The sequence below is a fragment of the Gilvimarinus sp. 2_MG-2023 genome (genome assembly GCF_030547685.1).
Lineage (GTDB): Bacteria > Pseudomonadota > Gammaproteobacteria > Pseudomonadales > Cellvibrionaceae > Gilvimarinus.
Genome location: NZ_JAUOQM010000044.1, coordinates 93,621 through 111,248 on the forward strand (window position 1 = coordinate 93,621; position 17,628 = coordinate 111,248).

The following is a 17,628-nucleotide window of genomic DNA, read 5'->3' on the forward strand; positions in this document are numbered from 1 at the left end:
TCCAGCATCCAGCATCCAGCGTCCTACTTATTCCCCCAAATCCTCGCCACCGCCCGGTCTTCCCCCAGTGCGCCAACAATTAGTCCGTACAGGCCAGCCAATGTAAAGACTAAAACCGGAAAGTAATAACCGAGGTCGGCGCCTTGAGGGATAAGCCAAGCGGCGAGTAAGCCCAGAAAGGTAAAAACCGCGCCAAAGAAAAACAGCACTTTTCGGCTCAAGGGTTTGTAGTGATAAGGTTCTGTGCCCGCTTCAAGCGGTGCCAGCAGGGGCTTGAAAACTTTGCGTAGTGAGGTTTTCACGAATGTTCTCTGTTAGAGGTTGCAGTGTTTGTCGGCGTGCTCTTTTGCGATCAAAGGCCCACTATTGAGCCGTTCCAGTGCACGCGTTTACTCTTTGACAATGCCATACCTCATAATCAAAGTAAACTCAAAACCTTGGGCTACCTCGGGCGCTGCTATACTGAGTTGCTATTGGAGGGAGGTGTTAGGTCATCTTTTGCGTTCGATAATCAGGGGAGTTTTCTCGATGCGTAACCCAAATCGTCAGGTGTTTGTGAAGTTTTCAGCTTTGCTTCTTATTTTGGTGTTGTATTTTGGCTACTTAACCTACCAATATGACCTGCTGACAGGAGGTGTGGCGGCACTGATTACCTGGAGTTTTTTTGTTTTGTGTACGCCGGTGGCCGATGCCGGTTTTTTGCTGGACTTTCCGATCAGGGTTTTGTTCGGGGTGCGGATGATTTGGTCCGAAATCGTGGTGTGGATGGTTGCCATTGGGATCAATGTTGTTGCAATGACTTCTTTTAGCCATTTTTATGAAGTTACATTTATCACCAAAACGATGCACGCTATTTTGAAAAATCCGTGGCCGTATTGGAGTGTTATTGCATTGTCTGCGGCGGGAACTTTTCTCTCAATTCGCTTTGGCGATGAGCTTATGGATGTATTGCACCATAAGGATAGAGCCTTCTACCTGAGTCACCAATTTAAACACGAGATTGTTTTGTTTTTGTTCTTTATTTTTGTGTTGTTTGGTTATTACGAAATTATCTCTACACTGGGTATTGAGTATTAGCGCAAGCTAATGTGAAATCAGCTATTGCAGCAAGGCCGACTCCTCGCCACTGGGGCGGGGTGTCGGCCCTCTAAACTACACAGTTACTCGTCTTCGATAGCAGCCTTGTAGCCGTCAGCATCTAGGGCGTCGTCCAGTTCAGACAAGTCACTCGGTTTAACTTTGAAAAACCAGCCGTCGTCGTAGGGTGAGCTGTTCACCTGCTCGGGCTCGTCTTCCAGTGATTCATTGACCGCAATCACTTCACCTGTCACGGGAGAGTAGATGTCGGAGGCCGCTTTTACCGACTCTACAACACCGGCCTCTTCGCCGGCGGCAACGTTCGCGCCCACTTCGGGCGTCTCAACGTAGACCACGTCGCCCAGGCTGTCTTGGGCGTGCTCGGTAATACCGATGGTCACGGTGCCGTCTTCTTCCACCCGGGCCCACTCGTGACTGGGTAGGTATTTCAGTTCGCTGCGAATCTCGCTCATGGTGTTTTCCTGTGTCTGTTTAAACGAGTGACTGTCCGTGACGGACAAAATTAGGTTTGACTATAGTAACTGGCAAGCGCTTGTTGCGCACCTCTACAACGGCCTCTACCTCGGCTTCGGCCGGTACCCGTGCCAAGGCTATGGAGAATCCCAAGGTAGGAGAAAAGCTACCGCTGGTGATCACACCGGTCGCCTCTACGCCATCGACAATAATAGTCTGTTCCGCGCGCAATACCCCGCGTTCGCGTAAAACCAACCCGACCAGTTTAGCGGGTACGCCTTCGGCTTGCTGCGCTTCTAGTGGGGCGCGGCCAATAAAATCTCGCTCGGCGTCTTTTAAGTCAATGGTCCAGCCCATATTGGCTTGCCAGGGGGAGACGGTCTCATCCATTTCGTGGCCGTAGAGGTTCATGCCGGCCTCTAAACGCAGAGTGTCGCGTGCGCCCAGACCGCATGGGGCTACGGCATTGTCGATTAGTGTTTGCCACAGCGCGGGGGCATCGGCCTCTGGTAGCATAATTTCCAGCCCATCTTCGCCGGTGTACCCGGTGCGGGCGATAAACCAGTCGCCAGCGGCTGCGCCGTGAAAGACCTTTAAGCCGTCAATAAGATCGTTTTGTTCGGGCAGTGCTTGTTTGGCTTGTGCCAAGGCTTTGGGGCCCTGCACGGCAATCATGGCGAAATCGGCGCGCTCTTGCAGTGTGACCGCAAACCCTTCGCTCTGCCGGGTCATCCAAGCCAGGTCTTTATCGCGGGTGGCGCAGTTGACCACGACGCGGTACCAGCCGTCCAGGTGGTAGACAATCAAGTCATCGATGACTCCACCAGCTTCGTTTAGCATGCCCGAGTAGAGGGCTTTGCCGATAAAATCGTCCAATTTGGCAATGTCGTTGGCGAGCAATGTGCGCAAATAAGCGCGGGCATCGGGGCCGGTTACATCCACCACGGTCATGTGGGATACATCAAACATTCCGGCATTTTGGCGCACCGTATGGTGTTCTTCGATTTGTGAGCCGTAATTGATTGGCATATCCCAGCCGCCAAAGTCGACGATTTTAGCGCCGGCATCAACATGGCTTTGATAAAGGGCGGTGCGGTTTCCCATTCTGAAGTCCTGCGGGGCAAAGTTAGTAACGAAAGGTCTATTTTAGCGCGAGGGGTGGTCTTATAACTACCCCCAGTACGAAGTCAGTGGTAGTCGATGGCAGCTAACGAGCGAGCCTGCTATGCTCGATCCATCGCGAATTATCAGGAGGCTCTCCAATGAAACGCCTATTGAAAATCATTGTGGGCATTGTTGCCTTGCTAATTTTGATGGCAGTGGCACTGTTATTTTGGCTGGACCCCAATGTCTTTAAGCCCCGTATTCAAGCACTGGCCGAAAAGCAAGGCGTACACCTGAGTATGGAGGGCGACCTCAGTTGGCGTTTTTGGCCCAGTGTCGGTATAGAGCTGAACAAAATTGCGGTAGCTTCTATTAATAACCCCGATGAGCCCGTGGCAAAGCTGCAAAGCGCCAGTCTAATGGTGGCGACTGCACCGCTCTTCTCGGGCGAGCTAGTGGTAGAGAGTTTGCTAATAAACGGTGCCGAACTGGACTTAACCGTCAATGAGGCCGGGGCGGGTAACTGGCAAGCGCTTACTGCGCGTGAAAAAGCAGCGATCCAAGATTCCGCTGCCGCCCAAGAAGTGTTGCAGCGCCAAGCCGCTGAAGCTGACTCAACACCGGCCGCGCCGGCAGAGGCGGGTGAGGCGGGTAGAATCAAGCTCGCCATCGACGTGATTGAAGTCTCTAACGCTCAACTCAATTATCAAGATGCGCGAACAGGCACCGAGCTGGCCCTGGGTATCGACGCCTTAAGCCTGCTGGGCTTTAATTTCGAAAACCGCCCCTTTGAGCTGAATCTGCAATCCGTAGTAGCGCTTACCGATCCGGTCAGTTTTCCGCGGGGGCCGGTGCAGCTCGCACTGAACTTACAAGCGAGTATGACGGTCGATCAAGCCATGAATCAATTTGAGCTGACTTCCTCCGAGCTTAATGCGGATATTACCAGCGGTGCCGGCAATGCCGATTTGACGGTTAACTTTGATATGACCGCGCAAGATCTGCAGGGCGATTTAACCTATCAGGGTAAGCTTACCGTTAAGCCTCTGGATGTTAAGGCGGTATTGGCAAGTTTAGGCCAAACGGTGCCCAGCACTGCCAATCCCGATGCAATGAGCGCCGTCGGTTTTACCGCAGAAGTGGCCGGCGGCTTGCAAAGCGCGGCCCTCAATAACGTGATGATTACGCTGGATGACACTACATTCACCGGTACTTTGGCGATTACTGATATTCCTAGTCAAGCTATTGAGCTGGCCCTGGCTGGCGACAAAATTAATGTGGACCACTATCTGCCGCCCGTGAGCGAGGAGTCGCCCAACGAATCCGAGGCGTCAACGGCCGATTCAGGCGAGCCCGCGGCCGACTCAGATGCGACCGCAACAGGGAATCAAACGGCGTCGGTACCCGAGGAGCCCCTGCCACTGGAGACCTTGCGCAACTTAAACGTAATGGCCGACTTAAGTTTGCAAGAGGTTATCGTCAATCAGCTCACCATGACCAATGTGCAGTTAACTGCAAGGGCTAAAGATGGTTTGCTGGAGCTGCAAGATGCCAGCTTAAACACCTATCAAGGCCGATTAGAATCAACAGCCACCTTGGATGCACGCGGTGAGCAAGCCCGGGTAAACTTTGACGCGGACCTGGCTGGGGTAGAGATGGCCCCGCTGTTGCGCGATTTACAGTTGGATGAGAGCGTACAATTAACCGGTGCGTTAAACTTCGATGCCTCGGGTAGCACACAAGGGGTATATGCCTCCGAGCTGGTTGAGCGTTTGAGTGCCGATGCGAACTTCGCCGGGGACGATGTAGTGTTTGCCCCGATTAATGTGGAAGAGTACTTCTGTAAAGCCGTCGCACTGGCCAACGATGAAAAAGAAAGTGAGGACGGTCAAACCGGTGAAGAGCGTCAGTGGCCGGACAAAACGCTCATGCGGGCGCTGGAAGGTAAAGTGACCATTCGCGATCAGATCGTCCAGGTGGAAAACTTCTCTGCCGGCGTTCAGCACCTGATTGTATCCACCCTCGGCAGCCTCAACCTGGGCAAGCAGCAATACGACTTTAGTTTGCCCATGACCCTGCTGGAAGAGTCCACCAGCGAGATGGGTTGCACCGTCAAAAGCAACTATTGGCTCAACCGCAGTTTATCGCTGCTGCGCTGCAAAGGCTCGCTGGCCAATGTTTCGCCGCTAAAAGACTGTGGCCTCGACTCTAAAGCGCTGGAGTCTCTGGTGGGGGATTACGCCAAACATCGCTTGCAAAAAGAGTTGATTCGCCAATTGGCCGGTGACGATGAAGACGGCGATGGCGATGGTAATAAAGAACAGAGCGACACCGAAAAAGCGGTCGAAGGTTTATTGAAAGGTTTATTTAAAAACAACGAATGACAGATACTTTTTCCCGCGCCGTGCTCATCTGGTTTGATGAGCACGGCCGTAAGCATTTACCCTGGCAACAAAACATTACCCCGTATCGGGTGTGGCTGTCAGAAATTATGTTGCAGCAAACCCAAGTCACCACCGTTATTCCCTACTTTGAGCGCTTTACCCAGCGCTACCCGAGTGTGCAGGCGCTCGCTGCCGCACCGCTGGATGACGTGCTGCACCTGTGGACCGGCCTCGGCTACTACGCTCGGGCCCGCAACTTACACAAGTGCGCGCAACAGGTCGTTGAAAATTACGATGGCGACTTTCCGGGCACAGTCGAGCAATTGGCCGCGCTGCCCGGCATTGGTGAGTCCACCGCTGGCGCCATTGTCAGCATTGCGTTCGGTAAGTACGCGACCATTCTCGATGGCAACGTAAAGCGCGTACTGGCCCGCTACCACGCCATTGACGGCTGGCCCGGGCAGAGTGGGCCGTTAAAAGCACTGTGGGAAAAGGCGCGTTTGCACACGCCGGAGTCTCGTTGTAACCACTACACCCAAGCCATGATGGACTTGGGGGCGACCGTCTGCACGCGCAGCAAACCCGCCTGCGAACACTGCCCCTTGGGCGATGGTTGCACCGCCCGCGCCACCGGCCGCCAGTTAGACTACCCGGGTAAAAAGCCGAAAAAAGACAAGCCGGTAAAATCGACGTATCTGTTAATGCTGCGCGCGCCCACGGGCGGGCTCTTGCTGCAACAGCGGCCCGCCACCGGAATCTGGGGCGGTTTGTGGAGCTTTCCCGAGTACCCCTTACAGGCCGACCTCGCCGCCGAGTGCCGTCAGCACTTCGGTGAGCCAGGCGCTATTGAACTGTGGGACACCTACCGCCACACCTTCAGCCATTATCACCTCGACATTACTCCGGCTTATATACCGCTGTTGAGTTTGCCCGACAAGGTGATGGAAGCCGGGCCCTCACTTTGGTATAACGTGCACCAGCCCGAGTCCGTCGGACTGGCCGCACCGGTAAAACGCTTGCTGGAAAAGCTAGCCCAGCTCGATCCGCTGTCCACCTAAATCACCAACGAGGTCTACCTATGAGCCGCACAGTCTTTTGTCGCAAATACCAACAGGAGTTGCCCGGGCTGACGCAGGCGCCTTTCCCCGGAGCCAAGGGGCAGGACATTCTGGACAACATCAGCGCTAAAGCGTGGCAGGAGTGGATGGCCCATCAAACGATGCTGATCAACGAAAAACAGCTCAACCTAATGGACACCGGCACGCGAGTTTACCTGGGCGAACAAATGACCAAGTTTCTCTCCGGTGAAGAATACGATGCCGCTGAAGGCTATGTGCCCCCGGAACAGAACAAGGATTAATCGCATTTGATTAGTCTTTATACAGTGGCAAGGTAGGGGCAATTTTTTCCAGCCACAGGGCTTGACTCCAAGCGCCCCAACAGGTTTAATACGCGCCTCTTGTGACAGCTGCTTTATTAAATAGCCGCTAACACAAAGCCCGGATAGCTCAGTCGGTAGAGCAGTGGATTGAAAATCCTCGTGTCGGTGGTTCGATTCCGCCTCCGGGCACCATACAGAAAAAAAGGCTCGGTCCTCGGATCGGGCCTTTTTTGTATCTGCAGGTTTTGTGCGGGCGAAATCGAACCAGCTTTTTATGGCGGTTCGATTGACTCGGGGCGTCCTGCCCCTCGCCCTTCGGGCAGCGAAGCTGTCCAACGCGGCGTCCTGCCGCGTTGTCCGCCTCTGGGCACCATAAATAAAACCTCGCTCTGCGGGCAGCGAAGCTGTGAATCGCGGCGTCCTGCCGCGCTTTCCGCCGGGTGCAGTGTGCCATTGTCGTCAAAAAAGGCTCGGTCCTCGGATCGGGCCTTTTTTGTATCTGTAGGTTTTGTGCGGGCGAAATCGAACCAGCTTTTTATGGCGGTTTGGCCGAGTGTGCTGCATTCGATACTGAGTGTGTCTAAGCCATGAGCGCCGAGGGGGATTGCGCTAGTTGGATCCCTCTTTTGATTTAAGTCTGTTTTGTGTTGCGAGGTTTATCTCGCTTAGTGTTGACGATATTTTTTACCGTTGACTTGGCTGTTTATGTGGATGTCGGTTTGACACTGGGGTCGGTATTGCGCATGGCGACATGCAAGAGTATTGCACCTGAACAGAGTGCGGCCGTCAGGGCCATAATTCCCTGCCAGCCATAGGTGGTCATAAGGTGTACGCCGGCGATGGCTCCTGCCGAGGCACCTAGGTAATAGAACAGCATATATACGGCGTTTAATCGGCTTTGGGCCGAGGGGTCAATGGCAAATACTCGCACTTGGTTGGGGACTTGAGCGGCAAACACGCCTAAATCAATCAGTACGATGCCCAGCAGGAGGCCGGCGAGCGAGTACTGAAAACTCCAGAGTACAGCCGTGCCTGCCAGCAGAACCATTAGTGCCAGACATATTGTCCGCCACGTGCCCAGTGAGGTTACCCAGCGGCCGGAGGCCTTGGCGCCGATAATACCAGCCATGCCTGCGAAGCCAAACAGGCCGGCTTGCTGCAAATCAAGATTGAGTGGCGCGCTTGTAAGGTGCAGTGACAGGCTAGCCCAAACGGCATTGAACGCGGCAAACCAGAGGGCTCCGGTCATGGCCGACACTCTTAGCAGCGCATGCTGGCGAAAAAGTGTCAGCATGGAGGTGATCAGAGCAGGGTAGCGCATGGTCGTTGTTCGTGTGCTTTCTGAGGGTAGTACACGCCAAAGCAACAAACCCCAGCCGAGTGCAGCGGCGGCCGCCGCCCAATAAACCGCACGCCAACCTAAATGCTCGGCGATGCTGCCGCTCAATACTCGCGACAGTAAGATTCCCAGTGTCAGCCCACTCATTAAGGTGCCCAGTACCCGCCCCCGTTGTTGTGGGCTGGACAGGGATGCGGCCAGAGGAATGAGTTGCTGTGTGATATTAGCCCCCAACCCCATCAAAAACGTACCCGCTATCAGCAGTAAGGCGCAACCGGCGCTCGCCTGCATTGCCAACGCGCAGGTAAGCAGTAATGATAGGGCGGCTATTAGCGTGCGCCGAGGAATGATATCGCCCAGTGGCGAAATAAACAAAATGGCGACGGCGTAGCCCACTTGAGTTGCAAAAGGCACTAGGCTGAGCAGATTATCGCTTAGTGCCAAACCGTCGCGCAGAGCTGGTAAGAGTGGCTGATAGTAATACAAATTGGCGGCCGTAAAAGCCACTGCCGCTGCCATTATTAGCAAAAGCGGTGTGGAAGGAGCTGTTGGCCGAGGGGAATCTACCGGTGACTCGGTAATTTGTGTGGTTGGCATAAGTAGGTCTCTGCATAACTGTCCCAAAAACGGGTTAGGCCAGACTCTAGCGGCTATTATTTAATAATAGAAATGATGATATGGTATTCAACCTATAGCAAAATTGTATAAATCGGGGCGGTAAGTGGAGCTGAAAACTCTCAGAACATTTGTCGCGGTGGCAGAGTTGCGCAACTTCTCGGCCGCCGCGCGCAAGTTGCATACAGTTCAGCCCGCAGTGAGCCGGCAAATTGCCGACTTAGAAGCCGAGCTTGGCACCTCACTGCTTTGGCGCAGCACTCGCGAAGTGAGAATGACCGCGGCCGGCGAGGTATTGTTAGAGGACGCCCGCCGCTTACTGGCGCTCGAGGTGGAAGCTCGTGAGCGAGTGCTGCGAGCCGGGAGCGGACAAATCGGCCAATTGCGCATCGGTTATATGAGTTCGGCTACCGCACGTTTTCTGCCCGCTTTGCTCCAGCGGTTCGGTCGCGCTCACCCCGATGTACATCTGGAGTTGTTTGAAATGACAGCACAGCAGCAGTTGGAGGCCTTTGCCCGCGAGGAGATTGACCTGGGGTTTTCGAGACCTCTGCCGGAGCGCGTCGAACTGGCAAGTTTGCCGTTGTATAGCGACCCACTCGTAGCGGTGGTGCCGTTGTCACACTCGTTGGCCAATCGCCGGCGGCTGTCACTTGAGGTCTTGGCACAAGAGAATTTTGTGCTATTTGAGCGTGCTCAGGCCAGCGGTTTGTTTGACCGAATCATCGGCGCTTGCGGCGCGGCGGGCTTTTCACCTCGTGTGGTCAGGCAGGCTGCGCACATGCAAACCCTGCTCAGTCAGGTGGCAAGTGGTATAGGCGTCGCTATTGCGCCCGCCTGTATCCGATTTCTGCAAAGTGAGGGGTGTGTGTTTATTGCACTACAGCCGGCGCTACCAGCCATTGAGTTGGAACTTCACTATGCTCATTATCCCGTGCGGCCGACCGTTGAATCTTTTGTTGCGCAGGCTTGCCAAATGCGTGAGCACATTAAAACGCAAATGGAGTACCGAGAGCTGGGCGGGCGGAAATAAGTTAAGCCTAAGAATTATTGACAACGTTGTCTTTAGGGGTTAATGTCAGTATATCAGACGAATATATGAGCAAAATCGAAACGGCTAGCCTGTGGCTGGCATTAGCTACACAACAATAAAGATCGCATTGGCCTTGGGCCTCGGCGACGCTGGAAAGGGTAAGGTTTATGACTGATCAAAAAACAACGCAGGCCACGGGTAGTGTGGTTGTTCCTATGGCGATTATCGCCGGGCTGTTTTTCATTTTCGGTTTTGTGACATGGCTAAACGGGGCCCTAATTCCGTTTTTGCAAACTATTTGTGATTTGAGTGCGTTCCAGGCCATGTTGGTCGCCTCGGCGTTTTATGCCGCTTATACCTTTATGGCCTTGCCAATGGCGTACATCATTGAGCGCACAGGTTATAAAAACGGTATGGCATTGGGTTTGTTTATTGTTGCCGCCGGTGCTTTGGTTTTTATTCCGGCCGCTTATGGGCGCGACTTTACGATCTTTTTGTTGGCACAATTTATTGTGGGTTCTGGTTTAACCATTTTGCAAACCGCCTCTAACCCTTATGTGGTGAAACTGGGGCCGCCTGAGTCAGCGGCGGTGCGCATCTGCATTATGGGGCTGTTAAACAAGGGTGCGGGCGTCGTGGCGCCGGTGGTATTTACCGCCTTGGTGTTGTCGGGTATTACCGGCGTATCGGAGGCTGAGCTAGCTCTATTGCCGGAAGTTGCACGCGATGCCAAGTTAAATGATTTGGCCGGTCAATTAGTTAGCCCATATATCGGCATGGCTATCGCGCTGGCCGTGTTGGGGGTGGGTATGATCTTTGCTCCGATCCCCGATCTTGAAGACGAAGTCATTGAGGGGCAAGAAGACGGTGATATCCGTCTGTCGGGTGTGTTCCAATTTCCACATTTGGTGTTGGGCGCGTTGGCGTTGTTCTCCTATGTGGGGGTGGAGGTTATCGCTGGTGACGCCATTGGGCTGTTGGGTAAGCAGGCTGGTCTAGACAGTTCCGTGACATCTTTGCTGACCTCGTACACGATGATCTTTATGGTTATTGGCTACGCCATCGGTGTGGTGGCGATACCGCGCTTTATTAGTCAGCAAGTCGCGTTGACCGGATCGGCGATTCTCGGAATTATTTTTACCTTTTGTGTTATGACCGGCTCAATGGAAAATCAGCTGATGTCTGCCACAACCTTGAGTCTTTTTGGTATGCCCGAAATTCCCAATGCAGTGTATTTTGTCGCTCTGCTTGGTTTTGCCAATGCCATGTGCTGGCCGACAATCTGGCCGCTGTCGCTACAAGGTTTGGGTCGCTATACCTCCAAAGGCGCAGCGCTGCTGATTATGGGTATTGCCGGTGGTGCGGTACTGCCTCCCATTTACGGTCACTTTGCCGACAGTGGTGATGGTCAGCTGGCGTATGCGGTGTCGTTGCCGGCTTACTTATACATCTTGTTTTATGCGCTCAAAGGCCACAAACTCACATGCTGGGGTGGTAAAAAAACTGCACAGAGTGCAGCAAAGCAGGCGTAAAAAAATAGCGGTTATTAAAAAGGCCCTGACAGCAATGTCAGGGCCTTTTTTTGTGGAATTGAAAAATGTTTAAGGCAGGTTTTTCTGAACGTGTTGCATAATGTTGATGTAAGTATCTACCCAGTAGTCTTGTTTGTTTTTATCAAAATACGCTAATAATTCTCGGTGAGTTTGATCGCTAACGGATAGGTGGTCCCCGCCAATGCCGTGAAAAATCAATTGTACTAATGCGTATTCGGCGCTAGCGGCTTCAACCATGCCGATCAACTCTGCGCCACTTTGGCCATGGGGAAGAAAAACTTGAGTAAAGTTTTTCGGTTGCGGTTGTTCCGATCCTTTAATCGAGACAAAAAGATCGCTTACCGCGGGTAAATAGTTACCGTTGGCGGTTTCGGTGTGGCCACACGGCGGGGTAAAGGTGCGCCCTTGTTTGCCGTCAATCGCATGAAGAAAGGCATTGGCCACTAAGATTTCATCACGCATCTGCTCGACCGTGCGCTTATCTATATCGTTATACGCCTTTACCCAATCTGTTCCCGGCTGCGACTTGCTGCATGCGTGATAAATGGTGTGGTTGCCTAACTCGTGTCCATCTGCTGCCGCCTGGCGCCACTCGGTCAAACGATCATAGGTAACAGATGCTGATAGGTTTAAGTAAAACGAGCCTTTGAAGTTGTATTGGTTAAGCGCGGGTATGGCGTTGTCGAGCTGACTGTTTAATGAGTCATCGTAAGAAAGGCTGATAGCGGTTTTTTGTCCTGCAGGCCAGGGGTAAGTTTCAACCGCTTGGGCGCTGGAAAGGCCGAACAGTATGGCTAAGGTAATTAGAGTCGTTTTCATTATAAGTATCCATGTTGGTCTGTTATTTCTTACCATAAAGAGTATACCAAGACGCTGTCATTTCGCAGTAGCCGCTGCGTGTAACACTGTAAAAGTGTGGAGATTAATTCAAAGGCGTTGCGGGGTGCTCCAGGAGCGAGAGCTGAGCCTGACTAAGTGATTGATAATATTGATGGTTTTGGGGTTCTGAGGCTGTCGCTCAGGCCTCGCTGTTGATTTTGCCAACGCTGCCGTCAAAGTGTTAGCAGACGAGCTAGAGGAAGCATTGTCTTGTTTGCAATTTCTTGTGCCATTAAGCAGAGTTTAAACAAAGCTGTGTGTGATTCATAAATGGAATTGCTCGTGCTTACATTTCATTTCTCCTGGTCCTTATAGATACCCGCTTGGTTTGAATGAGGGCGGGGTGTCGGCTGCAACGTATAAAAACGGAAAAATTTACAATTCCTTGCGCTGTTTCGGGGCGCATAAATTCTCTGTGCGCCGTCACGGGTCGCTATTGGTGGTTTTTTTCGCATTAAACTTATGCAGTCAACGATTGGAACAACCCTTGCCTAGAGACTAGTATCAGGGCTGAAACCTCTATTTGTTTTTGCCATCGATTCTAAGGAGCTGTATGACACCACAGTGGCAAGAGATTATCAGCCAAGCTCAGGCACTGCGTAGACAACTTCACAGTGAGCCTGAATTGGGTTGGCAGGAATTTAATACAGCACAGCGTATTCGTCAGGAATTGGATCTGCTCGGTATTAGTTGGCGAATTTGTGCCGAAACCGGTACGGTCGCTACATTAGCTCCCAAGGCCCCAGGTCAACACATCGCATTGCGTGGAGATATAGATGCGCTTCCCATCAATGAGAGCACTGGCCAACCGTGGTCGTCCACTCGCGCGGGTTGCATGCACGCTTGCGGTCACGACGGGCACACCGCCACTCTAATGGCATCGGCGATGTGGCTAAAACAGCATGAAGCGCAATTACCGGGCCCTGTGACGTTATTGTTTCAACCGGCCGAAGAGGGTGGGCACGGCGCTCGCGAGATGATTAAAGATGGTGCCCTTGAAAATGTTGACTGCATTTACGGTTGGCACAATTGGCCTGCAATCGAGTTTGGAAAGCTTGTTTGCCCCGATGGTATTGTGATGTGTGGTAACGGCACATTTGACATTATTCTTCACGGTCAAGGTGGTCATGCCAGTCAGCCTGAACTGTGTCGAGACCCTGTGCTGGCGGTGGGGGCATTGGTACAGGCACTACAGCAAATTGTCAGCCGGCGCTTACCCCCTCAGCAAGCCACAGTGCTTAGTGTCACCTCAATTGAGGCGCCCAGTGGTCCCACCGTTATTCCCGAAACTGCGAAAATTGGCGGTAGCATTCGCGTGTCAGATCGAGCAGCACGCGATCAAGTTAATCAATTAATTACTGAAATTTCTGAGCAAATTGCCGTTGCCTACGGTGTCACCGCCGAGGTGAATATTTATCCGCGCTATGACGCCACCATTAATCATGCCGAGTATGCGCAAAATATGCGTCGCTTGTGGTGCCGCAATAACACAGGTCAGGTTTTGGATGAGAATATTGCTATTCCGATCATGGCGTCGGAGGATTTTAGCTACTACCTTAAACAAGTCCCGGGGGCGTTTGCCCTTATTGGCGCCGATGATGGTGATAATCATCACTATGCCTGTCACAACCCAAATTACGATTTTAATGATCGATTGATCGACCCAGTGGTGAAATTATTTAGTCAGTTAGTGGGAGCACCCATGCCACAGTAAGTACCACATCGAAGGCTGTTTAGCCGTGTCAAGGTTAGGAGAAAGTTATGAGTATTTTTACAGCGCGTGAATCTGAAATCCGAGGTTACTGTCGTGTCTATCCTGTTGTGTTTGATACGGCGAGTAATGCGATTCAGGTGGATGATCAAGGCAAAGAGTATATTGACTTCTTTGCCGGTGCCGGAGTGTTGAACTTTGGCCACAACAACGAGCGAATGAAACGCGCGGTAATTAATTACATCGAGTCCGATGGTGTAACGCACAGCTTGGATATGCACAGCACGGCCAAGCAAAAGTTTATGGAGCGTTTTACCTCTACCATTCTGGAGCCGCGCTCCATGCCGCATAAAATGCAATTTATGGGGCCCACTGGCACCAATGCGGTGGAAGCTGCCCTTAAGATTGCGCGCCGAGCAACAGGGCGTACGCAGATAGTTGCTTTTACTCACGGCTTTCATGGTATGACATTGGGCGCTCTGGCGTGTACTGCCAATCAGGCTTTCCGTGCGGCGTCAGGCGTACCACTGGAGCACGTGTCCCACTTTCCTTTCGATTGCACCGAGGCTAACGCTATTCCCGGCGGCGGCGCAGATGTGATTGAACAGATGCGCTGGCTATACACAGAGGGCTCATCCGGCATGACCCCGCCGGCGGCTTTTTTGGTAGAAACCATTCAGGCTGAAGGTGGCGTTAATGTAGCCAGTAAAGAATGGCTGCAGAGTTTGGCTGCGCTTGCGAAAGAGCTAGGTTCGTTGTTGATTATTGATGATATTCAAATGGGCTGTGGTCGAACTGGTTCGTACTTTAGTTTCGATGAAATGGACATTGATCCAGATATTATCTGTCTGGCAAAAGGTATCGGCGGTTGGGGTACACCCATGGCGATGAATTTAATTAAGCCCGAAGTGGACAAGCATTGGAACCCGGGTGAACACACCGGCACCTTCCGAGGTCAAGGGCTCAGTTTTATTGCTGGAGCCGAAGCGCTCGGTTATTTCGAGACGCCAGACTTAATGGATGAGGTCAAAGTCAAAGGCAAGGCTATGTATGACGCCGTTGCCCCGTTAGAAGAAAAGTACGAGTCGGTACACATCCGCGGCCGGGGTATGGTTTACGGCGTGGATGTGGGCGATGGTGCAACCGCCAAGGCAATTATCAGTGCTTGTTTTGACGATGGCTTGCTCGTGTCGGCCTGTGGTAGCGGTGGGCGAGTGATTAAACTTATTCCGCCTTTGACAATTCCGCAAGATCAGATGGAAACCGGTTTGGCAACGCTGCTTAAGCATGCCGAAAAAGTGTTAGGGGGTGGTGCATGATTCAGCGCGATGATATGACATTCCCGTTCGAAGAATACGAGCGGCGTTTAACGGCACTGCGGGCGCGCATTGAAGAGCGGCATTTAGATGCCGTAGTAATTACCGACCCCGAAAACATCATGTATTTAACGGACTATCAAACCACCGGTTACTCCTTTTTTCAGGCGTTGGTAGTACCGTTAGAAGATGAGCCTTTTATGATTACCCGCGCCATGGAGGAGTCCAACATTATTGCGCGCACTTGGGTCGAGCGCACTCGTCCCTACCCCGATACTGGGGACGCCATTCAAATGTTGGTAGATGCGTTGCGTGAATTTGGTTTGTCCAAAAAACGCATCGGCTACGAGCGCAACAGCTACTTCTTCCCCGCGTATCAGCAAGACACAATCCATACCACGTTAACTGAGGCGAAGCTGCTTGATTGTTTTGGTATTGTCGAAGAGGGACGCGTATGTAAATCACCGGTGGAAATTGCTGTGATGCGCAAAGCGGCACTGGCTACCGAGGCCGGTATGTCAGCTGGTATTTTGGCGTGTAAAGCCGGTGCCACCGAGAATGAAATTGCGGCCGCCATCAGTGATGGAATGTTCCGCGCCGGCGGCGAGCCCCCCGCGGTAATGCCCTATGTCACATCTGGGCCGCGCAGCATGATAGGTCACGCCACCTGGGAAGGTCGCACCGTACAGCCCGGTGAACATGTGTTTTTGGAGGTGGGCGGTTGCTATCGGCGCTACCACACCGCCATGATGCGTACGGTTGTGCTGGGTGATTTAACTGACTCTATGTATAAAGCGCAAGAGAAAATGAAACACGCGCTGTCAGCTATGCACGATTATTTTCAACCGGGTATGACGGTGTCAGATGCGGATAATTTAATTCGCAATATCATTTCTGACAATGATGTCGGCGCGCGCTTAATTACCCGCTCCGGTTATTCCATTGGTATCGCTTTCCCGCCCAGTTGGGACGAAGGTTATATTGTCAGTCTTAAGCAAGGCGAGTCGGCGGTGCTTAAAGAGGGGATGACTTTCCATATTATTCCCTGGATGTGGGGCGTGGATGGCGACAAAACCTGTGGCATCTCAGATTCCATTCACATTACCGATGAAGGTTGTGAGTCATTTTTCAAAATGGATCGTGACTTCACCGTTAAAAGTGATGAAGGTGTCAGTGTCGCGCAATTAAGTACACAGCGCGCCAAGCAAAAGAAATCGGACAAGTCCCCCGCGCCTGCGGACGATGACAAAACCCAGGAATCCTAGGAGGTGGTATGTTAACAGCCAACAATCCGTTCACCGGAGAAAAAATCGCTGAATACGAATCGCTGGATGCCGAGCAAGTGAGCGCTCGTATTGGTCAGGCGAGCGAAGCCTTTGCGACCTGGCGACACACCTCTTTTGCCGAGCGCGCCAAAGTGCTAACCGCTGTGGCTGCTGAGTTGCGTAAACGCAAAAGCACAATAGCGCAGTATATGGCCGATGAAATGGGTAAGCCGGTACGCGAAGGTGAGCCTGAGGTGGAAAAAGCAGCCTGGTGTGCCGAGTACTATGCAGAGCATGCTGAGGAATACTTAACGTCGGAGTCACTGCCTTCCGATGCCAGCCACAGTTATGTCTGCTATCAACCGCTGGGCACGCTCTTGGGGATTTTGCCCTGGAACGCGCCTTTGTGGCTGGCCTTTCGTTATTTGGCGCCGGCGTTAATGGCGGGTAATACCTGTGTTATGAAGCACGACCCCAATGTGCCGGCCAGCGCTCAGTCTATCGCCGATGCTTTTGTCGCCGCCGGTGCGCCGGAAAATATTATGGTGAATTTGCCGGTGGAAACGAGTTTGGTGGAAAAAGCCATTCGCGATCCTCGCATTGCCGCGGTGTCTTTTACCGGCTCGGCCGGTGCCGGCAGTAAGGTGGCCGCGGTGGCCGGTAGTGAAATCAAACCCTGTGTGCTGGAACTCGGTGGTTCCGATCCCTGTATTGTCCTGGCCGATGCCGATTTAGAGGCTGCAGCGGATGTTGCGGTTTTATCTCGCATTATTAACGCCGGTCAGTCCTGTATCGCCGCCAAACGCATACTGGTTGAGGAGTCAGCAATGGATAAATTTGTCCCTATGCTGAAGTCGCGCCTGCAAGCTTTAAAAATGGGTGATCCTAAAGATGAGCAAACACAAGTCGGCCCCATTGCCCGGCGCGATTTGCAGCTAAATTTGCATCGCCAGGTTAGCGAGACGGTCGAGGCCGGGGCAAAATGTTTGCTGGGTGGTGAGTTACCAGACAGTGCAGGTTACTTCTATCCAGTGACTTTATTGACGGAAGTGACTGCGCAAATGACGGCGTTTCGGGAGGAAACTTTTGGCCCCGTAATGGCTGTCACATCGGTGTCTGGCATTGAGGAGGCGATAGAGCTTGCCAATGACAGCGATTACGGCTTGGGCGCCGCTATCTGGACGGCGGATGTCAAACAAGCCGAGCAGTGGGCGCAGCAAATTGACGCAGGTCAGGTAGCCATTAACGGAATTGTCAAAACCGACCCGCGCCTTCCCAGTGGCGGTATCAAGCGATCTGGTTTTGGCCGGGAACTCGGTCCGCACGGCATTAAAGAGTTCGTCAATGCCAAGCAGATTTGGGTGAAGTAGTGGTATAGGTTGCCGGTGTGCGGAGAGCGACTAACAGTTGGTTGCTCTCCGTATACCTGAGCCAGATACTGTACCGCAGAACGCAGAACGCAGAACGCAGAACGCAGAACGCAGAACGCAGAACGCA

15 protein-coding genes and 1 tRNA gene are annotated in these 17,628 nt (G+C 52.6%); 11 read left to right on the forward strand and 5 right to left on the reverse strand.

Going from position 1 to position 17,628, the window contains the following annotated elements:
- Positions 1-23 precede the first annotated feature (23 nt).
- Positions 24-302 (reverse strand): hypothetical protein, encoded by a 279-nt coding sequence (locus tag Q4526_RS09815; protein WP_215976900.1) that lies wholly within the window; start codon positions 300-302, stop codon positions 24-26.
- A gap of 181 nt (positions 303-483) precedes the next feature.
- Between Q4526_RS09815 and Q4526_RS09820 the strand changes: the two genes are divergently transcribed.
- On the forward strand, positions 484-1,077 hold the full coding sequence (locus Q4526_RS09820; protein WP_303609607.1) for a hypothetical protein: 594 nt from the start codon (positions 484-486) through the stop codon (positions 1,075-1,077).
- An 83-nt stretch (positions 1,078-1,160) separates the two neighbouring features.
- Here Q4526_RS09820 and gcvH read toward each other — a convergent pair whose 3' ends face one another.
- Positions 1,161-1,550 (reverse strand): glycine cleavage system protein GcvH, encoded by a 390-nt coding sequence (gene gcvH, locus Q4526_RS09825; protein WP_215976902.1) that lies wholly within the window; start codon positions 1,548-1,550, stop codon positions 1,161-1,163.
- Between the two features lie 19 nt (positions 1,551-1,569).
- Positions 1,570-2,655: a glycine cleavage system aminomethyltransferase GcvT gene (gcvT, locus tag Q4526_RS09830; protein ID WP_215976903.1), complete on the reverse strand. Its 1,086-nt coding sequence runs from the start codon at positions 2,653-2,655 to the stop codon at positions 1,570-1,572.
- Positions 2,656-2,813: 158 nt separating this feature from the next.
- On the opposite strand from gcvT, the gene Q4526_RS09835 reads away from it, so the two are divergent.
- The 4 genes from Q4526_RS09835 to Q4526_RS09850 all read left to right on the forward strand — a co-directional run bounded on the left by Q4526_RS09835 (position 2,814) and on the right by Q4526_RS09850 (position 6,612).
- Positions 2,814-5,039 carry an AsmA family protein gene (locus Q4526_RS09835; protein WP_215976904.1) on the forward strand — a complete coding sequence of 742 codons (2,226 nt, stop codon included), beginning with the start codon at positions 2,814-2,816 and terminating at the stop codon, positions 5,037-5,039.
- Positions 5,036-6,097, forward strand: a complete 1,062-nt coding sequence (mutY, locus tag Q4526_RS09840; protein ID WP_215976905.1) for an A/G-specific adenine glycosylase — start codon at positions 5,036-5,038, stop codon at positions 6,095-6,097. Before Q4526_RS09835 ends, mutY begins: the two co-directional genes overlap by 4 nt.
- A 20-nt stretch (positions 6,098-6,117) precedes the next feature.
- Complete coding sequence (locus tag Q4526_RS09845) at positions 6,118-6,399, forward strand: oxidative damage protection protein (RefSeq protein WP_215976906.1); 282 nt, start codon at positions 6,118-6,120, stop codon at positions 6,397-6,399.
- Positions 6,400-6,536: 137 nt separating this feature from the next.
- Positions 6,537-6,612 (forward strand) — tRNA-Phe (locus Q4526_RS09850).
- A 511-nt stretch (positions 6,613-7,123) separates the two neighbouring features.
- On the opposite strand, the gene Q4526_RS09855 is transcribed toward Q4526_RS09850, so the two are convergent.
- Positions 7,124-8,356, reverse strand: a complete 1,233-nt coding sequence (locus Q4526_RS09855; RefSeq protein ID WP_215976907.1) for an MFS transporter — start codon at positions 8,354-8,356, stop codon at positions 7,124-7,126.
- 124 nt (positions 8,357-8,480) lie between these two features.
- Between Q4526_RS09855 and Q4526_RS09860 the strand changes: the two genes are divergently transcribed.
- Both Q4526_RS09860 and Q4526_RS09865 read left to right on the forward strand, forming a co-directional pair.
- Entirely contained in the window at positions 8,481-9,407 is a 927-nt protein-coding gene (locus Q4526_RS09860) for a LysR family transcriptional regulator (RefSeq protein ID WP_215976908.1), read from the forward strand.
- Between the two features lie 167 nt (positions 9,408-9,574).
- A complete protein-coding gene (locus tag Q4526_RS09865) occupies positions 9,575-10,939 on the forward strand; it encodes a sugar MFS transporter (RefSeq protein ID WP_215976909.1) in 1,365 nt (454 codons plus the stop codon).
- A 69-nt stretch (positions 10,940-11,008) separates the two neighbouring features.
- On the opposite strand, the gene Q4526_RS09870 is transcribed toward Q4526_RS09865, so the two are convergent.
- Positions 11,009-11,779 carry a polysaccharide deacetylase family protein gene (locus tag Q4526_RS09870; RefSeq protein ID WP_215976910.1) on the reverse strand — a complete coding sequence of 257 codons (771 nt, stop codon included), beginning with the start codon at positions 11,777-11,779 and terminating at the stop codon, positions 11,009-11,011.
- Positions 11,780-12,392: 613 nt separating this feature from the next.
- Between Q4526_RS09870 and doeB2 the strand changes: the two genes are divergently transcribed.
- From doeB2 to Q4526_RS09890, 4 genes are read left to right on the forward strand one after another with little or no spacing between them, the layout of a single operon-like run.
- Positions 12,393-13,553, forward strand: a complete 1,161-nt coding sequence (gene doeB2 / locus Q4526_RS09875) for a N(2)-acetyl-L-2,4-diaminobutanoate deacetylase DoeB2 (RefSeq protein WP_215976911.1) — start codon at positions 12,393-12,395, stop codon at positions 13,551-13,553.
- 47 nt (positions 13,554-13,600) lie between these two features.
- A complete protein-coding gene (locus tag Q4526_RS09880) occupies positions 13,601-14,869 on the forward strand; it encodes an aspartate aminotransferase family protein (RefSeq protein ID WP_215976912.1) in 1,269 nt (422 codons plus the stop codon).
- Entirely contained in the window at positions 14,866-16,131 is a 1,266-nt protein-coding gene (gene doeA, locus Q4526_RS09885) for an ectoine hydrolase (protein ID WP_215976913.1), read from the forward strand. The genes Q4526_RS09880 and doeA overlap by 4 nt, the downstream gene beginning before the upstream one ends.
- Before the next feature lie 8 nt (positions 16,132-16,139).
- Positions 16,140-17,501 carry an NAD-dependent succinate-semialdehyde dehydrogenase gene (locus tag Q4526_RS09890; protein WP_215976914.1) on the forward strand — a complete coding sequence of 454 codons (1,362 nt, stop codon included), beginning with the start codon at positions 16,140-16,142 and terminating at the stop codon, positions 17,499-17,501.
- Positions 17,502-17,628: the final 127 nt, after the last annotated feature.

What these genes read in the sequence shown, in the direction of transcription:
- Q4526_RS09855 (WP_215976907.1), bottom strand. Translation starts at nt 8,356, where the DNA reads ATGCCAACCACACAAATTACCGAGTCACCGGTAGATTCCCCTCGGCCA.
- gcvT (WP_215976903.1), bottom strand. Translation starts at nt 2,655, where the DNA reads ATGGGAAACCGCACCGCCCTTTATCAAAGCCATGTTGATGCCGGCGCT.
- Q4526_RS09865 (WP_215976909.1), top strand. Translation starts at nt 9,575, where the DNA reads ATGACTGATCAAAAAACAACGCAGGCCACGGGTAGTGTGGTTGTTCCT.
- Q4526_RS09890 (WP_215976914.1), top strand. Translation starts at nt 16,140, where the DNA reads ATGTTAACAGCCAACAATCCGTTCACCGGAGAAAAAATCGCTGAATAC.
- Q4526_RS09880 (WP_215976912.1), top strand. Translation starts at nt 13,601, where the DNA reads ATGAGTATTTTTACAGCGCGTGAATCTGAAATCCGAGGTTACTGTCGT.
- doeB2 (WP_215976911.1), top strand. Translation starts at nt 12,393, where the DNA reads ATGACACCACAGTGGCAAGAGATTATCAGCCAAGCTCAGGCACTGCGT.
- doeA (WP_215976913.1), top strand. Translation starts at nt 14,866, where the DNA reads ATGATTCAGCGCGATGATATGACATTCCCGTTCGAAGAATACGAGCGG.
- mutY (WP_215976905.1), top strand. Translation starts at nt 5,036, where the DNA reads ATGACAGATACTTTTTCCCGCGCCGTGCTCATCTGGTTTGATGAGCAC.
- Q4526_RS09845 (WP_215976906.1), top strand. Translation starts at nt 6,118, where the DNA reads ATGAGCCGCACAGTCTTTTGTCGCAAATACCAACAGGAGTTGCCCGGG.
- gcvH (WP_215976902.1), bottom strand. Translation starts at nt 1,550, where the DNA reads ATGAGCGAGATTCGCAGCGAACTGAAATACCTACCCAGTCACGAGTGG.
- Q4526_RS09870 (WP_215976910.1), bottom strand. Translation starts at nt 11,779, where the DNA reads ATGAAAACGACTCTAATTACCTTAGCCATACTGTTCGGCCTTTCCAGC.
- Q4526_RS09835 (WP_215976904.1), top strand. Translation starts at nt 2,814, where the DNA reads ATGAAACGCCTATTGAAAATCATTGTGGGCATTGTTGCCTTGCTAATT.